Below are 17,675 nucleotides of genomic sequence, written 5' to 3'. Positions count from 1 at the left end.
CAACTTTACATTAAATTTGGGGATAGGCTCAAACTTGATAGAGGCTTTTAGATTTTGGTTAATTATCCAATGACACAGTTTGAGTTACACTCCCTAACGGTCATCATTTGAAAATCTTTATTCTTATTGCATTGATCTGCGATTAAAGTCATTTGGTCCTTATATTCTTTGAGTATCGAGCCGTAATTAATGTTCTCTATTTTCATAAATGAAGAAATCTCATCCTTCTTTTCCCGGAAATTTTTATCCAGTTTGTACTTTAATTTTGGTACAGTGCCAAATTCTTCAAGAAAACTGTCTCTCCATAAATTAAGCAATGATATTTGTTCAGCAATTGTATAATTGAATGCTGAAAGAAGGTTCATAGTCATTCCTAATGCCAGCTTCCATCTAAGGCTTTCACCTTCACGTTTAATATAGGGTAATAATTTGGTAATCGTTTCACTCTCTAAGTGGAATATAGATTCGCAATTTTCAATGTTTGAGAAACCATAACGTTCAAGTTCCCGTTCATAAGTATCAAGCATGAACTTTGAAATGCGGCGACTTTTAATTAATGGCTCCAAGATATTGTTGATACTTTTCGAGACTATTAAAAATGTACTTTCCAATTCTCCATTTAATTGAAATCGTACGCGGAGATGCGGTTCTGGATCGGCATATCTGATATAAAACCATTTTTGAATTTTATCATGTTGCTTTAGCCCTTGAACTATCCGTTGCAATTCTTCTTGAATGATCCTATCGCTTTCTCTTTCACCACAATAAATTTTGAGATATAGCCATTCGCTTCCCGGAACAAATGTTCGCTTAATATTACTTTCGGACTGAATAGGCAGGGAAGAGGAACCTCTAGTGGAATTTCCAATAATTGGAATAATCACTTCATTGGACAATACTTCGCCGTCAGAATTAACAACTGGACTACTAAATTCATCATAAATATTTTCAATTAGCCTTAGATCCTTATGATTCAATTCTTTTAAAAAGATCTGTTTCCCGATTTCGTTACCTAGATCAATTAAAACTTCATTGTCTCCATTGGCGATTAAAACTTTTGTAGGAAGCTGGTATTTTTTTATAAAATATTCGATTTTTTCATTAGCATCCCTAAGATTCAAAGTCCTAAATTCTATATTTGGGATATGCCATTCGGCACGGGAAAGAATAAGATGCTTATAGCATATTCTGGGAAAGAAATTTTTTTTTGTATTTGGATGCCAATCCCAAGAGATTTTAATGGAATTTTCTTGTTGTTGAACATCACATAAAAATCTATAAATAGTCATTCCATAATGGAAGTTATGCGCGCTGCTGAGTCTAGGAAGTATACGTTTGTTTAGATTTTTTGATCTTAAAATTACCTTTCCGTTTACTATTTTTAAATATATATCACTTAATAGTATTGTATGATCCTTATCAACGGCAGCTTGACCAATAATAGGAATTTCATATTCGTATAAACTTGGCCTTGCAAGAATGTTTCCGGCATTGGATTTAGGATAAAATACGATCTCTGCCAGAATAGTTTCATTTAATTGGTTTTGTTCTTCTCGTGCAAGCTTTAAAAGTTTGGTCTTTAGTGTCTCATCAAGATATGAAAAACGGGTGAGCAACGGTAAAGACGATGAGCCTCCACAACCTTTTAAATGAAATCTGAAATCCTTAATATCAGATTTTGTTTCTAATAGGTTTCCGAATATATATAAGCCAAGGGGTAACTTGTTTTTTTCTGAATTATTCTTCGTCCCAAATATCTCAAAGTCTTTTTCTTTCAGTTCTATTGAACGTTTACTATAATCTGGCTTTTCAGAATACTTTTCTACAATTGATTCAACAAATGCAGAATAATCGGGGAGATTGTTTGTTTGACTGCCAGTTAGTCCATTTAGCAGTGGGAGTTCTCTTTCTAAAATTGAGGCTTGGGTACCATATCCAATACCTTGTTCAAAATCTAAAGCCTCCATCAAGGGAATTTCCTGATCTCCATATCGTGAGTAAAATTTCTTTGTGAAAAGTTGTAGATCGTCAGCTTCTTTATTATGATTTAAGTGTATTAATTCGAAAATCTCGCGAATTATAATTGAAATTTCGATATTATTTAGATTGCCTTCGGTCATTTTTCTCATTGAATCCACTTGGAACAAATTTTTGGGATCTTTGTGAAATAAACTCGAAAAAGCTTCCTTGATAATATATTTCGATGAGCTGATTCCCTCTGACTCACTGTACGCTAAAATTTCCGAAAGTTCAATAATACTATTATAAAAATTTGTTCCCTTAGATATATTAAGGGCTCTATTGAAAAAATGATCTAAGCTATCAACTGTAGTAATAGGATCAGTTTCTGGTATGAGAATTTTATGCTCGATTAGCTCAAATATGAATTTTCTAGCCTGAATTTCTGTTACCCCAAACTGTCCGATAGAATTTATTATTTGTTTGATTGTTTGCCCTTTGCTCGTATTGGCAATTACTGTATTAATTAAAATGTTTGAGTTAATCCTCGACCAGTTAAATTTTCTGTCAGAAAAATGCTCTGTATATTCGATGTATGAGAAGTTGTCGCCATTATTGATGAGCGTTGAATTTGGATAAAAGATTATATTCTCAATCGTAATTTCATCGTTTAATAACTGTTTATTTATTATTTCCTGGCTCGCATAATCCAAGCGGTATTTAGAAAGAAACTTGTTATTTAAAACAAGTTTGGTATTTACATTTGAAATATTCCCGATTGAAATAGATGAAAACTTTCCAAATGGAGTAGGGCGGTTAGACATTCTACTGAGGTATTTATATATTGACGGCAATATATTCCTAGTTTCCTGTGTAAAGGGTTTATTTAATAATGTTTCTAATTGATTGAAAAGGTCTTGACTGGCTATAGCAATTGCATCAAGCAACTGTGGATCTTTGAAAAATTCAACGATAAAATCCCAAAATTCCAATTCAGTCTTGCAATTATTCACTCTATCGAAAAAGCTAATTGACAATCTTGGGTTTCTAATTATAAAGAAATCTGCAGGTTTTACAAGCCTATACATTAGTTACCTTAATATTTCTTAAAATTTTGTCTATACATTTATTGAAATCTTCGAAAGAAATCGGCTTCAATAGTTCATGTATTTCCCCATTGGGAATTTCTCCATTATAGTGGCTTATTGGTGTAGCAGAAATTATAACAAAAATTGAGGACTCTGGAAATTTTGAATAATTGAAATCATTTTTATCTCCATAAGGTATAACTAAATCAAGGAAAATTATTGTAGGAGAACAAATTCTCAGTAGACTTTGGATTTCTGATCGCTCTATAGCAGTTCCCAAAAGGATTAGATCATTCCTACGACTAATATAGTCTTGTAGCATCTCAATCGCTAATGCTTCATCTTCAATAAGTATACATGAAAAACCATTCTCCATCATGTTAAATTTTAATAAATAATCATTTATGAATAGGAAGTTGTCATTGTGACTGTACCAGTTTGTTCAGTCTCGTCAAAAATTCCTTTACCTGTACTATTTGAATAATCCGCACTTCCGATAATTTCCTTTTCGATTTTTAATAATTGTTCAATTTCTGAATTAGATAGTTCCATAATTTTTATTGTTTAGTGACTAATATTTTTCACTAAAATCTGCCTACTATCCACTCAAAAAAAATATTCTCGTCAAACTCGTGTTTGACCATTATGAACTACCTATTTTACCCTATTTCTTTGTTTTATAGGCTTTAAGGGCACTTATTCTATATTTTTCCAGTTTGTCGAGTAATTCCATTGTTTTGGATAGGTGAAAATTGAGTTTGACGAGAAAAGTTGGTTCGTGACCCTTTATGTATTATAATAATTGACAATGAAATGGAAGCGGATTAATTCATCATATAGAATCTTATATCCATGTACCTTAAGATCATAGTAACCAAGAACTAGGGTATTCGAAGTAGTATGGCAAGAATCAATAACGGTTTATATAACGGGAATATTAATGTCGATTTCTAAAATATGAGGTTGACATTTTTCTGTGTTTATAGACCTAGAAGCCAACTTTATTGATAAAGATTAATTAAAATGAGATCAGCCTTCAATAGTGGCAAATCTTATTCATGTTAAAAAAATCTTCCCGAAAAGCATTAACCCATAAAAATTAGGAAGGTTATCTTAAATCGAATACTCAATTATATCAGACTAACAAATTCTAAACCTATGCAATTTGCTAAAGAAATTATATATTCGGATTGGTCCACTAGTAAATGGTTATTTAAAATTGAAGAAGTATTTTGTCCTCTAGAATATTTGGGTCATAAAAATTGTATGACCGATCAAACTGAATTTTTGAATTCTCTTAAATCTAACAAGATCTATTTCCTTTCTAGTTTTACTGAAATTATTGGAACCACTACCAAAAAGGCAAAAACAGCATTATCACAGCTCATATTGACCAGTGATAAAATTTACTCTTTTTTAATCAACGTATCTAAGATTAAAATTATGATTGAGAACCTGCATGAAATCCGCAAATTGTATCTACAAATATTGTCAATCATAGAATCTCTATTAGATGACTGTGAGAAACTAAATGAAAAGTTACTACGAGAATTACCACTAACAAAATATGCGTCATTTATAGGGAAAGGCTTATTTAAGAAGAATGTTGAAATTGTTAAACTAAGATTTGTTAAAGCATCATTAAGTTCTGTTCTTATTCAGGTGGTAGTATCTAGTATGCTGAGCATAGTACAAAGAATAGAGATTAAAAGGGGAGAATTAAAATATGCACAAATGTTATTGTCTAAGCTATTAAATATAGAGAATCCAACAGCTGAAAGTGTAGAAGATCTTCTCATTCAATATGATTTTAATTCTCCTGAATATTTCAATTACTTAGGTAAACAATGTACAAACTCAATGCTTCAGAACACAAGTCTTCATTTTCAGATGGAATTGCTGATATCATTGGAAGATAGGTTAAATGAGCTTCCATTCTCAAGCAGCTGGCGATTTAAAATTGAAGATGAGTCAATAAGGGAACAAATTAAAGCTTTCTATAGAGAGAAAAAAGATAATATTAAACAGCGTATAGAGTTAAGAAGGGCCGAAATTTTGGATTCTAAACTTTGGGAGGAAAATGACCGGTCTCAAATAAACCTGCCGGTGCCACAGATAGGACTTTTTATACGTCTATTTATGGAGAGGGGAATTATTCCTAAAGAAGACATCGGTAAAACTTTCAGTTATTATGCGAAGCATTTCAGAACACCGAATACCAGCTTTATTTCTGCCGAAAGTTTACAGAAGAAATCATTGGATGTTGAGTTTTCTACAGCAAAAAAAATAAAAGGCCATTTAATCGGAATGGTAAACTGGCTAAATGAAAATTATAATACCTCCAATTATAATGATTTATAACTGTCTTCGCACAAATTGATTCATCAATCCCTGACTTTCCAAAAATTGTAATAATTCAAAATACCAATTGTAATTGAAATTTTCGTTTTTGCGTAAGTTCGGGAGATTAACATTCATGATATCTTCAATGGTAGTTATACCTAAGGTATGAGCACGAAATAAAAAATCACTATCGAGATCAAAAGAAGAAAGGCTAATTTTTGGCGTAGTCATAACTCTAAATTAAGAAATACCAATCACAAAAAGTCTTGTTTGTGCATACTTTATTAGTTCAGTTATAAATATAGGCAATCTCCATTTAATGCGGTTTATTCATTGTAGCAATATAACTACTTATCAAAATTTTAATAATATTCCGATTTCTTCTTTTGTTATAAAACCTGCATTGATGGTATTCTAACAGAGTTTTTTAAGAGGGGGTGAAAAGATTCTTTTCACCCCCTTTCACTGTTTCTGCCTTGCTCATTTTTCGTGCTTTGCAACCAATGGAACAATAAATCCATGAAGTTATGAGAACGAATGTGCTATCTTTTTTTTCATCAGGATCAGTTGCCGAATCCTTTGCAAAAGCTTGGGAAACGATAGGTTCAAAACTTGGCCTTAGTATTAATATCCAGCTTAATAATAGAAGACCCAATGGCGATGTATTGATCCAAGAAAGCCTAATTCCTATCTCTAAAACAACTTCCAAAAACTTATCGAACAATGTGCAGCCGGACTCATTTGTCCCCTGCTTTCACAAAACCGACTTGTAAGCAATGAGAGGTAAATAGTCCACCGCGAGGGCAGGACGATATTGTTCTTTGACGTATGGGGATGAAGCATTATCCTGATAAAAAAGGAAATTATGCGAAAGAAACAGTAGCTAACTCTAGTTGACCGTTTTTCTGAGAACGCATAGGCAGGCAATTGGCGGCCCGGTCTGTACAGACTGACGTGAGTAGTCCCGAAAAAAACACAAGCCGGCATGAATGAATCTTTTGGGCTCGTTACCCAATGCCGGTTCTAGATTGAATCCATAGACAATCTTTCCATTTTTTTAGAAATCTTAAACCTTTAGATATGACAGAAAAAACAAATACCCAAGATGAGGGTATGTCCCCTAATCATTTTTTATCCATCAAATCTTTATTGAATCATCTTGGTTTTAAACCCATCGAATCAAACGATAAAGAAAGTTTTTATTCTAATATTTTTAAAGCAGCCAAATTTATTCCAAAGGGCTTCAGGTTAGATCATGCACTAGATGCCTGGTTTGATAAGACGTTGGGCAAAGGAGGTAATATCGTTGATTTTGCTAAGCATTATTGGCCAACATTGGAAGCAAATGAGATTAATGAAAAATTGGCTTCTATTTCTGAGACTTTTAAATACCATCATTTATTTCCGATAAAAGAAAAACCGAGAAGGAAACGCAAACCCATAAAATTGCCCCACTATCAAGTTGATCGAATTAGAAAGTTAGAATTTTCAGGTGAAGTCTTCGATTTCCTGAACGAATCTAACCTTTGGGAATTTGCGGACTCCAATCTTGTCGAGGTTCATTATTATGTTATTGATCAGATGGGCAAGAGAAGAGATTTTTGCGCAGCAGGCTGGCCTAATGAAAATGGCGGATGGGAAGTATATGCAAAAAACTTTAGGTTATGTATTGGGCCTAAAGGGATGAGCATTTTTCAGGCATCGACTAGAAATATAACCATCTTCCAGGAGTTTACCGACTACCTAAAACACAGGGATCAATTGTATGCACTCTATTCTTCCATTCTAGTACTTAATTCTCCACAATTCATTTCCGCCGCAATCAGAAGAGCCAGTAAATATGACAACGTAAGATTCTATTTGAATGAAAAACGGGACGGTTATAAAGAGGCTAAAATAGAAGTACAGGGTAGCTTGCCAAATTGTATTTTTCTTCCACTATAAATCAATCTTTTTAATGACAAATTATATCGACCGAAAAAGTGTCGAAGGGTTGTCCATTGTGGATTTTCTTGGCCGATTGGGATACTTCCCTGTCAAAAAATCTGGCAGGGAATTTTTTTACCATAGTATGCTCCGGGAAACAGGAAAAAACACTCCGTCCTTAACTGTATGGGACGAAGGGGGGAAATGGATGGATCATGGTGGTGCTAATCATACAGGAATTCATGGCGGTGGCATTGTCCAACTTGCGATGGCTTATTGGCCGAACCAATCTTATTTTGAAATTTTACAAAAGATCCAATACACTTTTGACCATTTTGAAAAAGCCGAAATTCCAGTCTTTGACTCCAGTAAAGCTGCTGATCGGGAAACAGATAATATCCTCGAATTTTCACACAGCCAGCAATTGGGTAGAAATTATGTTCTTTCCAGGTACCTACAGGAACGGGGAGTAGATTCTGTAGCCAACGGACTATTATGGGAAGTTTATTACAGTAATAAATTCTATTCCGATCCTACGAAATTATTTTATGCGATAGGTTGGAAAAATGAAAAGGACAATTGGGAAATATCCAGCCCGAAAGGATTCAAAGCCAGTATCGGAAATAAAGATATTTCAATTATACGGGGCAAAGAAGATCATCTTGCGATATTTGAAGGTTTTTTTGATTTTTTAAGCTGGCTAAAATTGACAAAAAAAGAAAATCTACCAACTGTTATGGTGCTTAACTCGGTTTCTCTGGTCAAACGTGCTACCGATCGTATCAGTGAATTCAATCAGATAGATCTTTATCTGGATAATGATGAAGTAGGGAAACAATGTACCTCTACTATAAAGGTATCTTACCCTTATGCGAATGACCGGGCAAATATTTATTCGGGGTATAAGGATTACAACGAAATGTTAATGGACTCTTTGAAGTATCACTATAGCCGTAAAAATAGATAACTATTTATAGTAACAAATAATCCGATTTCTGTATATCCAATGATTTGAATGTCTATGTATCCAGCTATATCGTATTCAGTATGTACAACTATCTGGTAATATCATTAAAGAAATATCTATTCCATTATATAGTTCAATAGATGGATATTCTGGGATAGGTTAATATACATTTCCCAATATGTATATGACCATATATACACCTAGACAGATATTCTTTTATCAGGCTGATTAATTATATAAATCTATTTATATTCAGATAAACTGACCTAAGGATATAAATTAAGAACAAAAAGAAAAGATATGGAAGATGCAATTAAATCCTTTGTCCGTCTGATGAACGACAAAAGATACTTAGGACCATTTAGTTTAATCAAAAATAATCATATTCCACTTTGTAAAAATAAAGATCTGGCGCATTGCCTAAATCTACTCTATTCAGATCTGGATGGATCTGGGAATAATATAGATAAATATTATCTGGAAACTTCTATTGTTTCAAACCGTTTTAAACAGCCCATCAACTGTAAATTTTATATCAGGGATGGAATTGGAACCGGAATTAGAATTGCCAGGTTGGCAGCTTCGAGTGCCGGCAACCAACCTATACAGTATCGGAATTTTACAAATAATAGGGACTTGCCAAGTTCCGCACTTATTCCGGGCCTATTCCCAAAACCCAGATTAAAATTTGATCTACTTGATCCTCTGAAAGGCTTTCGCCGTCGATAAAATACCCCCACTGTTTCTTGTTTTGTTTTGGGCAAGTTGTGTCTTTGTACGTACAAATTTCGCTCTGCTGACCTTGTACCCACAAAAACGAACTTGCCCTGAATCTTATCACCCTTTTAGGTTGACAAGGACCAGGGAAGGAAAAATGTCGCAACTCCATTTTTCTCTTTTCTAAATCTTGCCCCCTTGTTCTAGGGGCACTTTTCCTAAATCTAATCCAAACACTATGTTAAAAAAACACGGCAGCCTATTCACGGGAATAGGTAAGCAGTAGGAGTTACGGAATGCTAAATTTCTCCAGTTAGCCTATGAGATTTTCAGGGCATTGCGGCAGTCAGTATTTAAAAGAACCGATATATGGGAAGAAACAAACCACTCAAAACTGAAACACAAAAAAATAATAGAGTCTTCCGGTTTGAACTGCGCCTGACGGAAAACGAGAAGGCACAGTTCCTAGCCCTTGAAAAATCGCTTGGTATAAATCGGTCAGAAATTGTAAGGAATAGGGTTTTAAACCGTTCATCCAGGACATTGGTCGATTCTAAAACCATACTCCAGATGCTCGATACACTGGGCTCGGAACTGGGAAGATCAGGAAATAATATCAACCAACTCGCCCGCCACATCAATACATTGAAGCTACAGGGTAAACTGGAACCCGGCGAACTATCCCGATTTCCATCTCTCATAGCTGATTATATTAAATATCAGCGACAGATTGAACAGGAATTCAGAAATCTAATGCGGTTAATCAAAGGGCAGCGATGATTGTTAAAATATTATCCTCCGCTAAAAGTTTTGGCGGTGTTCGCTATAATACAGACAAGATTCAGCAGGATAAAGGTGAACTGGTAAAAGCAGCCAATTTCGGTGCGCTTGGAGCCATGACCAGCTTGCGCCCATCTGATTATATCAACTATCTGGAACTACAGACCAGTGCGAGCAAAAAAATAAAGAACCCACAATTTCATGTTGCGATTTCATGTAAAGGCCGCAGCCATAGTAAAGAAGAATTAACAGAAATTGCGGAGAAGTGGTTAAAAGGAATGGGATATGAAAATCAACCCTATTTGCTGATATTTCACAAGGATACAAAAAATAATCATATTCATATCGTCTCAACACGTGTCGGCAGGGACGGGAAAAAAATCAGCGATAGCTATGAGAAACTTCGTTCCTATGAGGTCCTTAACCGGGTGATGGGAAACGACGAAAAAATAGAAGCTTTGAAATCCATACAAAATACCCTCCAATACAGCTTTTCCACACGGGCACAGTTTATGATGATTTTGGAAAATCAGGGCTACAGCATTACGCTTAACGCTGGAAAGTACCAGGTTTCCAAATTCGGTAAGAATGTTGGTGAAGTATCGCTGGATGTCATTGACAGTAAAATCGGGCAGTTTCAGAAAGACCTTGATAGATTATCCCAAATACGAGCAATTTTCCACCGCTATAAATTGGCACATGATCCATCCGTGAGAAATTTGTATCGGGAAAACCCGGGTGGAGAAAGAACTATTGATGTTGGTTACACTTCCGATCTGGCAGAACTGTTCAAATCAAAATTCGGCATCCAGATCCTTTTTCATGGAAAACCGGGAAAACCTCCTTATGGTTATACTGTAATTGACCATGCGTGTAGGAACATCTATAAAGGTGGCGACCTGATGCCACTTTCAGAATTTATCTCCGCAAATAATAGCGATAAAACGTTGGAACCTGCCAGGTCTGAAGATTCCGCACGATATGGGTTTAATCCGCCAGCTAATAAATCATCTAGTACTGAAAATTCAATCGTTCTCGATGACATACCGGAAAATGGCAGTTTTCCGGTACCTGATTTCCAGATCGACATTCGGGATGACGTCGATGATGAAGCCATTCATGGCAGAAACCGGAGACGTAAAAGAAAATCCCACACCAATACGCGTTAGCAAAAACATTATTGACCAAACTCTAACATTATGCTTGTACTTATTGGAAACCAGAAGGGGGGCTGCGGTAAAAGTACCCTTGTGCTTCTGCTTGCCAATTTTTTGGCAATTGAGAAACGCCAGGCCCTGACCATTCTTGATATGGATTATCAACAATCCCTATTTGCAAAATCGCAGAAAGCTAAAATTTTGGAAAATGACCCGTTTTATGAAATTATTCCCGCCGCACTTGATGACTTCCCATTAATGAAGAAGAGACTTCTAAAATCTCCAAAGGACATCATTTTAATTGATCTTCCCGGAAAAATGGATGATGATGGTCTTCTTCCGATCTTCACTTCCGCCGATCTCATTATCTGCCCATTTGCGTATGACGAATTTTCAGTCGATTCAACAGTGCTATTTTCAATGGTCGTCAAAAAACTGAACAGACGTGCAGAGGTTCTTTTTATCCCCAACAGGATTAAGACAAATGTAAAATACGAAACCAAGGAACAGGTACAGAATGTTCTGCGGAATTTTGGAACAGTCCTTTCGGAAATTTCGGACAGGATAGATTTTCAAAGAGTCTCAACAGTACATACACCCGAAACGATCCGTCCGGTATCTTATCCGGTGCTTTCCCATATCTATGACCATTTTCTTAAAAGTGACTAATGCCCATGAATATTAAAACATTAGCGGATGAACTGAGGGAAACCATTCGGAAAGATAATAATGAAGGGACAGGCAAGACAGTCCCTAAAAAGAAACCTGTCCCAAAAAACGCATTAGATCCTATCGTCGAGGAAATACGTGCCCACAGGCTGGTCGGAAAAGAAAAACTGCTGATCAGGCTCGACGATAAAACCTTATTTCTCCTCAAACAGCTCAAGGTTACCCAGGGAATTGACATGAACAAGATCATTTCCTATTCCCTTCAATACTTCCTCCAAAAACATCCCCAAATTTCAAATCATATCAAAGAAACCCTAAAAAATCTCGAACTATGAACTGGATTCAATTTACACTCTATCTCTCTACGCTTTACCTTGGATACTATGGACTGAACCTTATGTATGATTTTTATCGCAATAATAAATCGGGTAATGAACCTAAAAACGTCAGGCAAGGTGAAATCTCATTTCCTGAATTTCATTCCTCCACGAAGGTGAACCTACCGGATGAAGATATTCTGGACGACAGCTTCGAAAATGCCGGTGCGATCACAAGTGGCCCGATAGAAAGTTCTGGTGGCGTATCCATCAAGGAATTGTTCTCCCTTGCTCAAAATGACCTGATCGAATTCACAAAGGCAATTGCTTATTAATCAATAATGAACAAAAAGAAAACGATATGGACGGCAATTGCCGTCTTTTTTTTTGTCCACAACCTTGTCGCCCAGCCGGGCCTGTCCGAATTCAGGCAGGTCAGCTCCGAGATCAGGGGCTGGTATTTTAATTTTTCAGACTTCGCCCTGGTCCTTGGGGCTATCTGTGGACTGATAGGAGGGGTTCGGATCTTCTACAACTGGCAGAGCGGAAAAGATCATCATATTGATGCCCAGGTCATGGCCTGGTTTCTCTCCTGTCTTTTTCTTTCCCTACTGAGTGTATCCCTAAAAGCACTCTATGGAATCAGCTAAAACGCCAATCTTTTTTTCCATTCACTTTTTTAATTCCTATTTCTTATGAGAGTAAAAGCAAGCAAGTTACTTGTTTTGGCCGCAATCTACCTTTTTGCGGAACGTTCCTTCGCCCAAGGAGGAACAGTTGGTATTGACGCCGCCACATCGTCGTTAAATACCTATGTCGATCCCATATCGACATTGATACTGAGTATCGGTGCTGTCGTCGGGCTGATAGGGGGAATCAGGGTCTATATCAAATGGAACAGCGGTGACCAGGATATCTCGAAAGAACTGATGTCGTGGGGCGGTTCCTGTCTATTTCTCATTCTGGTCAGTGTGGTCATCAAGGCATTTTTTGGCGTATGATCCAGAAAAACTATCAATTTTATAAGGGGCTCCAAAAGCCCCTTATTTACAGGGGTTTTAAAGGGAAATTTATCTATTACGCTGTCATATCCATCATGGGCGGCATGCTTTGCGGAGGTCTTATTGGTGCATTTACCAACATGATACTTGGCTGTCTGGGCATCCTCGTATTCATGACCCTGGGAATGGTGTATACGATCAGTAAGCAGAAAAAGGGGCTATTCGACAAAACCCGTCACAACGGAATTATTATCCATCCTTCCAAAACACTGTTCAGAAATGAAAAAGCAAAGTAAGCATGCCTTTAATCTACCTTTTGCGGGCATTGATGAATTTATGGGCTTCCCGATCCTCTTTGGGGATAAGGGGGACTATTCAATTATCCTTGGTATTACCAATCCGGTCATCCAGTATGATGCCGATGAAACCAAGTATTCCGTCTATCACCATGCACTCTCCAGTGTGGTCAAACTTTTGGGGGAAGGACATATAATCCAAAAGCAGGACGTATTTATCCGTAGAAAGTATCGACCAGTTCCATCGGAAGTGTTTTTGGAACAAAAATATCAGGAACATTTTAGCGGTCGGGAATTTACCGAAATCAGAAGCTACATCACCTTTACCAAACAGGTAAAGAAAGGCACATTCTATACTTTCGATGAGAAGATGCTCCATAAGTTTATAAGGGATCTTGGTAAAGTAATTGAGGTATTGAATGCTGCGGGGCTTCATCCAAGGGTTCTTGGAAAAGCAGAAATCAATCGTCTTTTTTACAGGATACTTTCATTTGATTTTAAGGGTACGGAAACAGTATTGGATAATTATCAGTGTCAGGACAATCAGATAAATCTGGGGAAAAGATCCATCAGATGCATTAGTCTCATAGATACGGATATTGTTGAATTGCCGGATACGATCAGTGCGTATGCGATACGGAATGAAACAAACGGCTTGATGAATTTTCCTGTTGACAATTTATTTTTTCTGCACAGGGTGCCAGATTATAAGGTCATGATCTATAATCAGGTGATTGAAATTCCAGCTCAGCAGTTTACACTGAACAAACTGGAACTTAAAAGGAAGAGGCATTCCAATATGCCCGATCCGGCCAATCAGCTCTATGTTGAAGATATTGATAATTTATTGGCCGATGTGGCGAAAGACAATCAGTTGCTCGTTAATACACACTTTTCCATTTTGATCGGCTGCGATTCTGAACTGCTGGAAAGGACATCGAATTTTATTGAATCGTCCCTATTTCAGCAGGGGATTATTCCCAGCAGAAATGCTTACAACCAGTTCGAATTATTCAGGTCTTCATTACCCGGCAATGCCGTGGAACTACAGGTTTATGACTTGTTTTTGACTCCGGTAGATGCGACGCTCTGTTATTTCTTTAAGGAATCACTGCCCTGCGATGAAAAAACGGATTTTCTGATCCGGTTTACGGACCGACAGGGGATACCACTTGCATTTGATCCTGCTGACCTGAGTACAAACCGTATTTCCAACCGTTCGAAATTTGCGCTGGGGCCTAGTGGTACCGGAAAATCTTTCTTCATGAATGCGCTTCTGGAACAGTATTATAGGTATAACATGGATATTGTCATCGTCGATACCGGCGATTCCTATCAGGGGCTCTGTACTTTTCTAGGAGGAACTTACCTTACCTATACTGAGGAAAACCCGATATCCATGAATCCTTTTGCCCTGACTCAGGAAGAGTTTAACCTAGAAAAAAAGGATTTCTTAAAAACTCTGGTAGCGCTGCTCTGGAAGGGAGCCGACGGAAAACTGTCCCAGGTAGAGGATACACTTTTATCAAACGTTATATCCTCCTATTATTACGAATATTTTTACCTCGATCCCGGTCCGCAAAACCCCCATCGTCCTGACGAATTAAATTTCGACTCTTTTTATGTGTATTCCGTTGACAAGATCAAGGATATAATGGACGATGAATTCTTAAAGTTTGATCTGGATGAATACAGGTATGTATTGAAGAAATTCTTTTCCGGACAGGAATTTGGTACCGTTCTCAATAAAAGCGCTGATTCCTCTCTTTTTGAAGAGAGGTTTGTGGTGTTCGAAATCGACAATCTGAAAGAGAACAAGACCCTTTTTCCAATCGTTACGCTGGTCATTATGGATCTATTCCTACAGAAAATGAGACATCGGACATTCCAGCGTAAAGCCCTGGTGATCGAAGAAGCATGGAAGGCCATTGCAAGCCCATTAATGGCGGGTTACATTGTTTACCTGTATAAAACGGTAAGAAAATTTTATGGTGAAATCGTGGTCGTTACGCAAGAATTAGGCGATATTTTGGGCAATCCAATAGTCAAAGACAGTATTTTGGCAAATTCGGATACAATTTGTTTACTCGACCAGTCTAAATTCCAGTCCAATTATGATGAAATAGCAAAACTGCTGTCCATTACCGATGTAGAAAGACGCAAGATCTTTACCATAAACAAATTACAGAATAAAGAGGACAGGTCACGTTTTAAAGAAGTCTACATCCGAAGGGGGACAGTAGGGGAAGTGTATGGCGTGGAGGTATCCTTATTTCAGTATCTCGCGTTTACCACCGAAAAACCCGAAAAAAGTGCCGTAAAAATCTATGCGGACCATTTTGGAAATTACAAAGATGGCCTTACCGCATTCGTCAAAGATCTGGAATATTCTGGCAAAGCCCTGAACGATTTTGTTGGGGAAGTTAACAGAAAGGGAATTCAAACTTTAAATCTTATGGCCAATGATTAGAATAATTATGATTTTGCTGATCTTATTGCCAAGCTTGTCTGTAAAAGCACAGATCTATACCGATCCGGCAGTCGCAGCGGCAACGGGAGCACATGCCTCGATGATGAATAGGCAATTGGATCATGTCAACGATAACCTGACACTGATCCAGCGGGGTCAGCTTGCTGTTACCGGACAGTTACAGATCGTCAATGATCTACAGGATAAAATTTATAAAGGACTCTCCGAGGTCTCTTCTGTGGTCAGATCACTGCTGAGCATAAAAGAGATTGCTGGAATTACCGTCGATATTATTGAGGATGTCGAAAAAGCAATGGTACTTGCAAAGGGGAATCCTGTGCTTTTACTTTTTGCCGAAGCCGGTGCAAGGGAATTTAAGAACAGGGCGACAAACCTTGCAACGGAGGTAGGGGCTTTTGTGCTCAAAGATGGAAAGGAGAATCTGATGGACTCCGGTGAACGGGCAAAATTACTCAACCGGATACAAACAGAATTGACCATTCTCAGAGGCGTTGCGTATGGAATGCACCGAAATATGTATTGGGCCAAACAGCGTGGAATCCTCAATTCCTTAAATCCCTATGCTAGATTTATCAATATAGATAAACAGATCGCGGATGATGTTATCAGAAATTCTAGACTCGTAAAGAAGTAATGCAATGAAATGGAGAATTATCTTTTGTTTCTGTATTCTTTGCTTATCCAAAACTGCAAGTTGCCAGCTGAATGTACAACTTTTGCACCAGCTGGTAGGTCACAGCAAAGATGAGTATGAACGACAGAAAGAGGCCCGTGACCGCCAGGGAGTGGCTACGGCAAATGAGCAGGTAAATACTTCGGGTACCACGAAGCTCAAAAAGCGGTACCGGGAGATCCAGAACAGGTTCAGTATCCTGCATACGGCATTACAGGGACTGAGTATGGGAATCGAATCCGGACCGATCATTGAACGGATTATTGCTCATCAGGACAGAATAATAAGTATCGCATCTGACCATCCTGAATTTATTCCACTAGCCTTAAATAGCGAAAAGGAAATCGTAGATAGGTCAGTTCAATTGGGAAGATATATTGCCGGCCTGTTTTTGACAATCGGGGATCTCAACCAGATGAAAACCAGTGATCGCCGTTTGCTTTATGCGCATATACTGACTGAACTCCGACAGATCGAAGGAGCATCCAGGGCACTGACATCTACCCTTTATTACTCCACAAGGAAGAAAATACTGGATGGTCTTAATCCCTTTAAGGAATATATAAACACCGACAGGAGAATTGTGGAAAATATATTAAGAAAATTAGAAAAGAAACCATGAAGTATTATCTCATAACACTGATTATTTTCTGTTTTGATTTTTTGTATGGGCAAGGTTATGTGACAATAATTTCAGATACCAAACATCTGGCAATCGTAAATGAAAACGGTGCGGTCAGACTGGCCTCCGAATCAGCGCATAACAGTATGCTAAAGCAGATCAATCAAAATGTTGAAGACATCAATCTCAACCTGTCTTCCCTGGTAATCGTTCAGCAGGTGATCCATAGATCCCTAACGGAAGTAAACAATGCTTTGAAGTCCGGTAGATCTGTGTTACAGGTTTCTTCTCTGACCGCTGAAATTATTAAACAGTCCAATAGCCTTATCGAGATTTCAAAAGAAGAACCCTGGCTGCTTTTAGTAGCGGAAGGAACAGCTAGGCAACTAAAAGAAAGGGGAATAAATCTTGCTACGGAAGTTTCTGATTTTATTCTCAGGGAAGGCAAAAATGTCTTAATGGATTATGAAAAGCGGGATTTTCTTTTGCGGAAGATCATTATCGAATTAAAGGTGATGCGCGCGCTTCTTTTCAGTATGGAACGTTCGGTTTATTGGACAAAAATAAATGGATTACTAAAAACGGTGAATCCTTTTAAAAATTTCGTCAATAAGGACATCCAAAAAGCAAACGAGATATTAAGGAACTATGGCGCAGTAAAACATTGAA

The 17,675-nt window shown here is 37.4% G+C and carries 21 protein-coding genes; 17 read left to right on the top strand and 4 right to left on the bottom strand.

The genetic code is table 11. The features are described 5' to 3' along the window. Positions 1 to 62: 62 nt before the first annotated feature. The 3 genes from L1283_RS26725 to L1283_RS26715 are packed head-to-tail and all read right to left on the bottom strand — an operon-like array spanning position 63 to position 3,599. Complete coding sequence (locus L1283_RS26725; protein ID WP_429626701.1) at positions 63 to 3,047, bottom strand: lantibiotic dehydratase; 2,985 nt, start codon at positions 3,045 to 3,047, stop codon at positions 63 to 65. Beyond that, the gene (locus tag L1283_RS26720) at positions 3,040 to 3,426 is read right to left on the bottom strand and encodes a hypothetical protein (protein ID WP_286737002.1); all 387 of its coding nucleotides are present in this window, start codon (positions 3,424 to 3,426) and stop codon (positions 3,040 to 3,042) included. Before L1283_RS26720 ends, L1283_RS26725 begins: the two co-directional genes overlap by 8 nt. Before the next feature lie 23 nt (positions 3,427 to 3,449). Continuing rightward, on the bottom strand, positions 3,450 to 3,599 hold the full coding sequence (locus tag L1283_RS26715; RefSeq protein ID WP_286737003.1) for a hypothetical protein: 150 nt from the start codon (positions 3,597 to 3,599) through the stop codon (positions 3,450 to 3,452). Between the two features lie 606 nt (positions 3,600 to 4,205). On the opposite strand from L1283_RS26715, the gene L1283_RS26710 reads away from it, so the two are divergent. Then, a complete protein-coding gene (locus tag L1283_RS26710) occupies positions 4,206 to 5,408 on the top strand; it encodes a hypothetical protein (protein ID WP_286737005.1) in 1,203 nt (400 codons plus the stop codon). On the opposite strand, the gene L1283_RS26705 is transcribed toward L1283_RS26710, so the two are convergent. Next, positions 5,403 to 5,621: a hypothetical protein gene (locus tag L1283_RS26705; protein ID WP_286737006.1), complete on the bottom strand. Its 219-nt coding sequence runs from the start codon at positions 5,619 to 5,621 to the stop codon at positions 5,403 to 5,405. The two genes, L1283_RS26710 and L1283_RS26705, sit on opposite strands and share 6 nt — an antisense overlap. Before the next feature lie 296 nt (positions 5,622 to 5,917). Here L1283_RS26705 and L1283_RS26700 point away from each other — a divergent pair, with 296 nt between their 5' ends. From L1283_RS26700 to L1283_RS26625, 16 genes are all read left to right on the top strand, one after another. Then, positions 5,918 to 6,163: a hypothetical protein gene (locus L1283_RS26700; RefSeq protein ID WP_286737008.1), complete on the top strand. Its 246-nt coding sequence runs from the start codon at positions 5,918 to 5,920 to the stop codon at positions 6,161 to 6,163. Positions 6,164 to 6,470: 307 nt separating this feature from the next. Next, positions 6,471 to 7,334, top strand: a complete 864-nt coding sequence (locus tag L1283_RS26695) for a hypothetical protein (protein ID WP_286737010.1) — start codon at positions 6,471 to 6,473, stop codon at positions 7,332 to 7,334. 13 nt (positions 7,335 to 7,347) lie between these two features. Beyond that, on the top strand, positions 7,348 to 8,283 hold the full coding sequence (locus tag L1283_RS26690) for a toprim domain-containing protein (RefSeq protein ID WP_286850809.1): 936 nt from the start codon (positions 7,348 to 7,350) through the stop codon (positions 8,281 to 8,283). Positions 8,284 to 8,583: 300 nt separating this feature from the next. Continuing rightward, the gene (locus tag L1283_RS26685) at positions 8,584 to 9,012 is read left to right on the top strand and encodes a hypothetical protein (protein WP_286850808.1); all 429 of its coding nucleotides are present in this window, start codon (positions 8,584 to 8,586) and stop codon (positions 9,010 to 9,012) included. A 357-nt stretch (positions 9,013 to 9,369) separates the two neighbouring features. Beyond that, a complete protein-coding gene (locus L1283_RS26680) occupies positions 9,370 to 9,780 on the top strand; it encodes a plasmid mobilization protein (RefSeq protein WP_286778642.1) in 411 nt (136 codons plus the stop codon). Continuing rightward, on the top strand, positions 9,777 to 10,949 hold the full coding sequence (locus L1283_RS26675) for a relaxase/mobilization nuclease domain-containing protein (RefSeq protein WP_204990821.1): 1,173 nt from the start codon (positions 9,777 to 9,779) through the stop codon (positions 10,947 to 10,949). Before L1283_RS26680 ends, L1283_RS26675 begins: the two co-directional genes overlap by 4 nt. Before the next feature lie 30 nt (positions 10,950 to 10,979). Continuing rightward, positions 10,980 to 11,606: a ParA family protein gene (locus L1283_RS26670; protein WP_286778641.1), complete on the top strand. Its 627-nt coding sequence runs from the start codon at positions 10,980 to 10,982 to the stop codon at positions 11,604 to 11,606. Between the two features lie 5 nt (positions 11,607 to 11,611). Beyond that, the gene (locus L1283_RS26665) at positions 11,612 to 11,941 is read left to right on the top strand and encodes a hypothetical protein (protein ID WP_286778640.1); all 330 of its coding nucleotides are present in this window, start codon (positions 11,612 to 11,614) and stop codon (positions 11,939 to 11,941) included. After that, a complete protein-coding gene (locus L1283_RS26660; RefSeq protein WP_286778639.1) occupies positions 11,938 to 12,258 on the top strand; it encodes a hypothetical protein in 321 nt (106 codons plus the stop codon). Before L1283_RS26665 ends, L1283_RS26660 begins: the two co-directional genes overlap by 4 nt. Positions 12,259 to 12,264: 6 nt before the next feature. Then, positions 12,265 to 12,573 carry a DUF4134 family protein gene (locus L1283_RS26655; RefSeq protein WP_286778638.1) on the top strand — a complete coding sequence of 103 codons (309 nt, stop codon included), beginning with the start codon at positions 12,265 to 12,267 and terminating at the stop codon, positions 12,571 to 12,573. A 45-nt stretch (positions 12,574 to 12,618) separates the two neighbouring features. Then, positions 12,619 to 12,924, top strand: coding sequence for a DUF4134 domain-containing protein (locus L1283_RS26650; RefSeq protein WP_286778637.1), 306 nt, complete (start codon positions 12,619 to 12,621; stop codon positions 12,922 to 12,924). After that, a complete protein-coding gene (locus L1283_RS26645; RefSeq protein ID WP_088162661.1) occupies positions 12,921 to 13,220 on the top strand; it encodes a DUF4133 domain-containing protein in 300 nt (99 codons plus the stop codon). Before L1283_RS26650 ends, L1283_RS26645 begins: the two co-directional genes overlap by 4 nt. After that, entirely contained in the window at positions 13,204 to 15,690 is a 2,487-nt protein-coding gene (locus L1283_RS26640) for a TraG family conjugative transposon ATPase (RefSeq protein ID WP_286778636.1), read from the top strand. The genes L1283_RS26645 and L1283_RS26640 overlap by 17 nt, the downstream gene beginning before the upstream one ends. Further along, positions 15,683 to 16,345, top strand: coding sequence for a hypothetical protein (locus L1283_RS26635; protein WP_286778635.1), 663 nt, complete (start codon positions 15,683 to 15,685; stop codon positions 16,343 to 16,345). The genes L1283_RS26640 and L1283_RS26635 overlap by 8 nt, the downstream gene beginning before the upstream one ends. A 4-nt stretch (positions 16,346 to 16,349) precedes the next feature. Next, positions 16,350 to 17,006, top strand: coding sequence for a hypothetical protein (locus L1283_RS26630; RefSeq protein ID WP_286778634.1), 657 nt, complete (start codon positions 16,350 to 16,352; stop codon positions 17,004 to 17,006). Further along, positions 17,003 to 17,674: a hypothetical protein gene (locus tag L1283_RS26625; protein ID WP_286778633.1), complete on the top strand. Its 672-nt coding sequence runs from the start codon at positions 17,003 to 17,005 to the stop codon at positions 17,672 to 17,674. Before L1283_RS26630 ends, L1283_RS26625 begins: the two co-directional genes overlap by 4 nt. Position 17,675: the final 1 nt, after the last annotated feature.

Source organism: Sphingobacterium sp. HSC-15S19 (assembly GCF_050433745.1).
Classification (GTDB): Bacteria; Bacteroidota; Bacteroidia; order Sphingobacteriales; family Sphingobacteriaceae; genus Sphingobacterium; species Sphingobacterium siyangense.
Note: the sequence above shows the minus strand (reverse complement) of the source record. Positions and strands in the feature narration are given on the sequence as shown.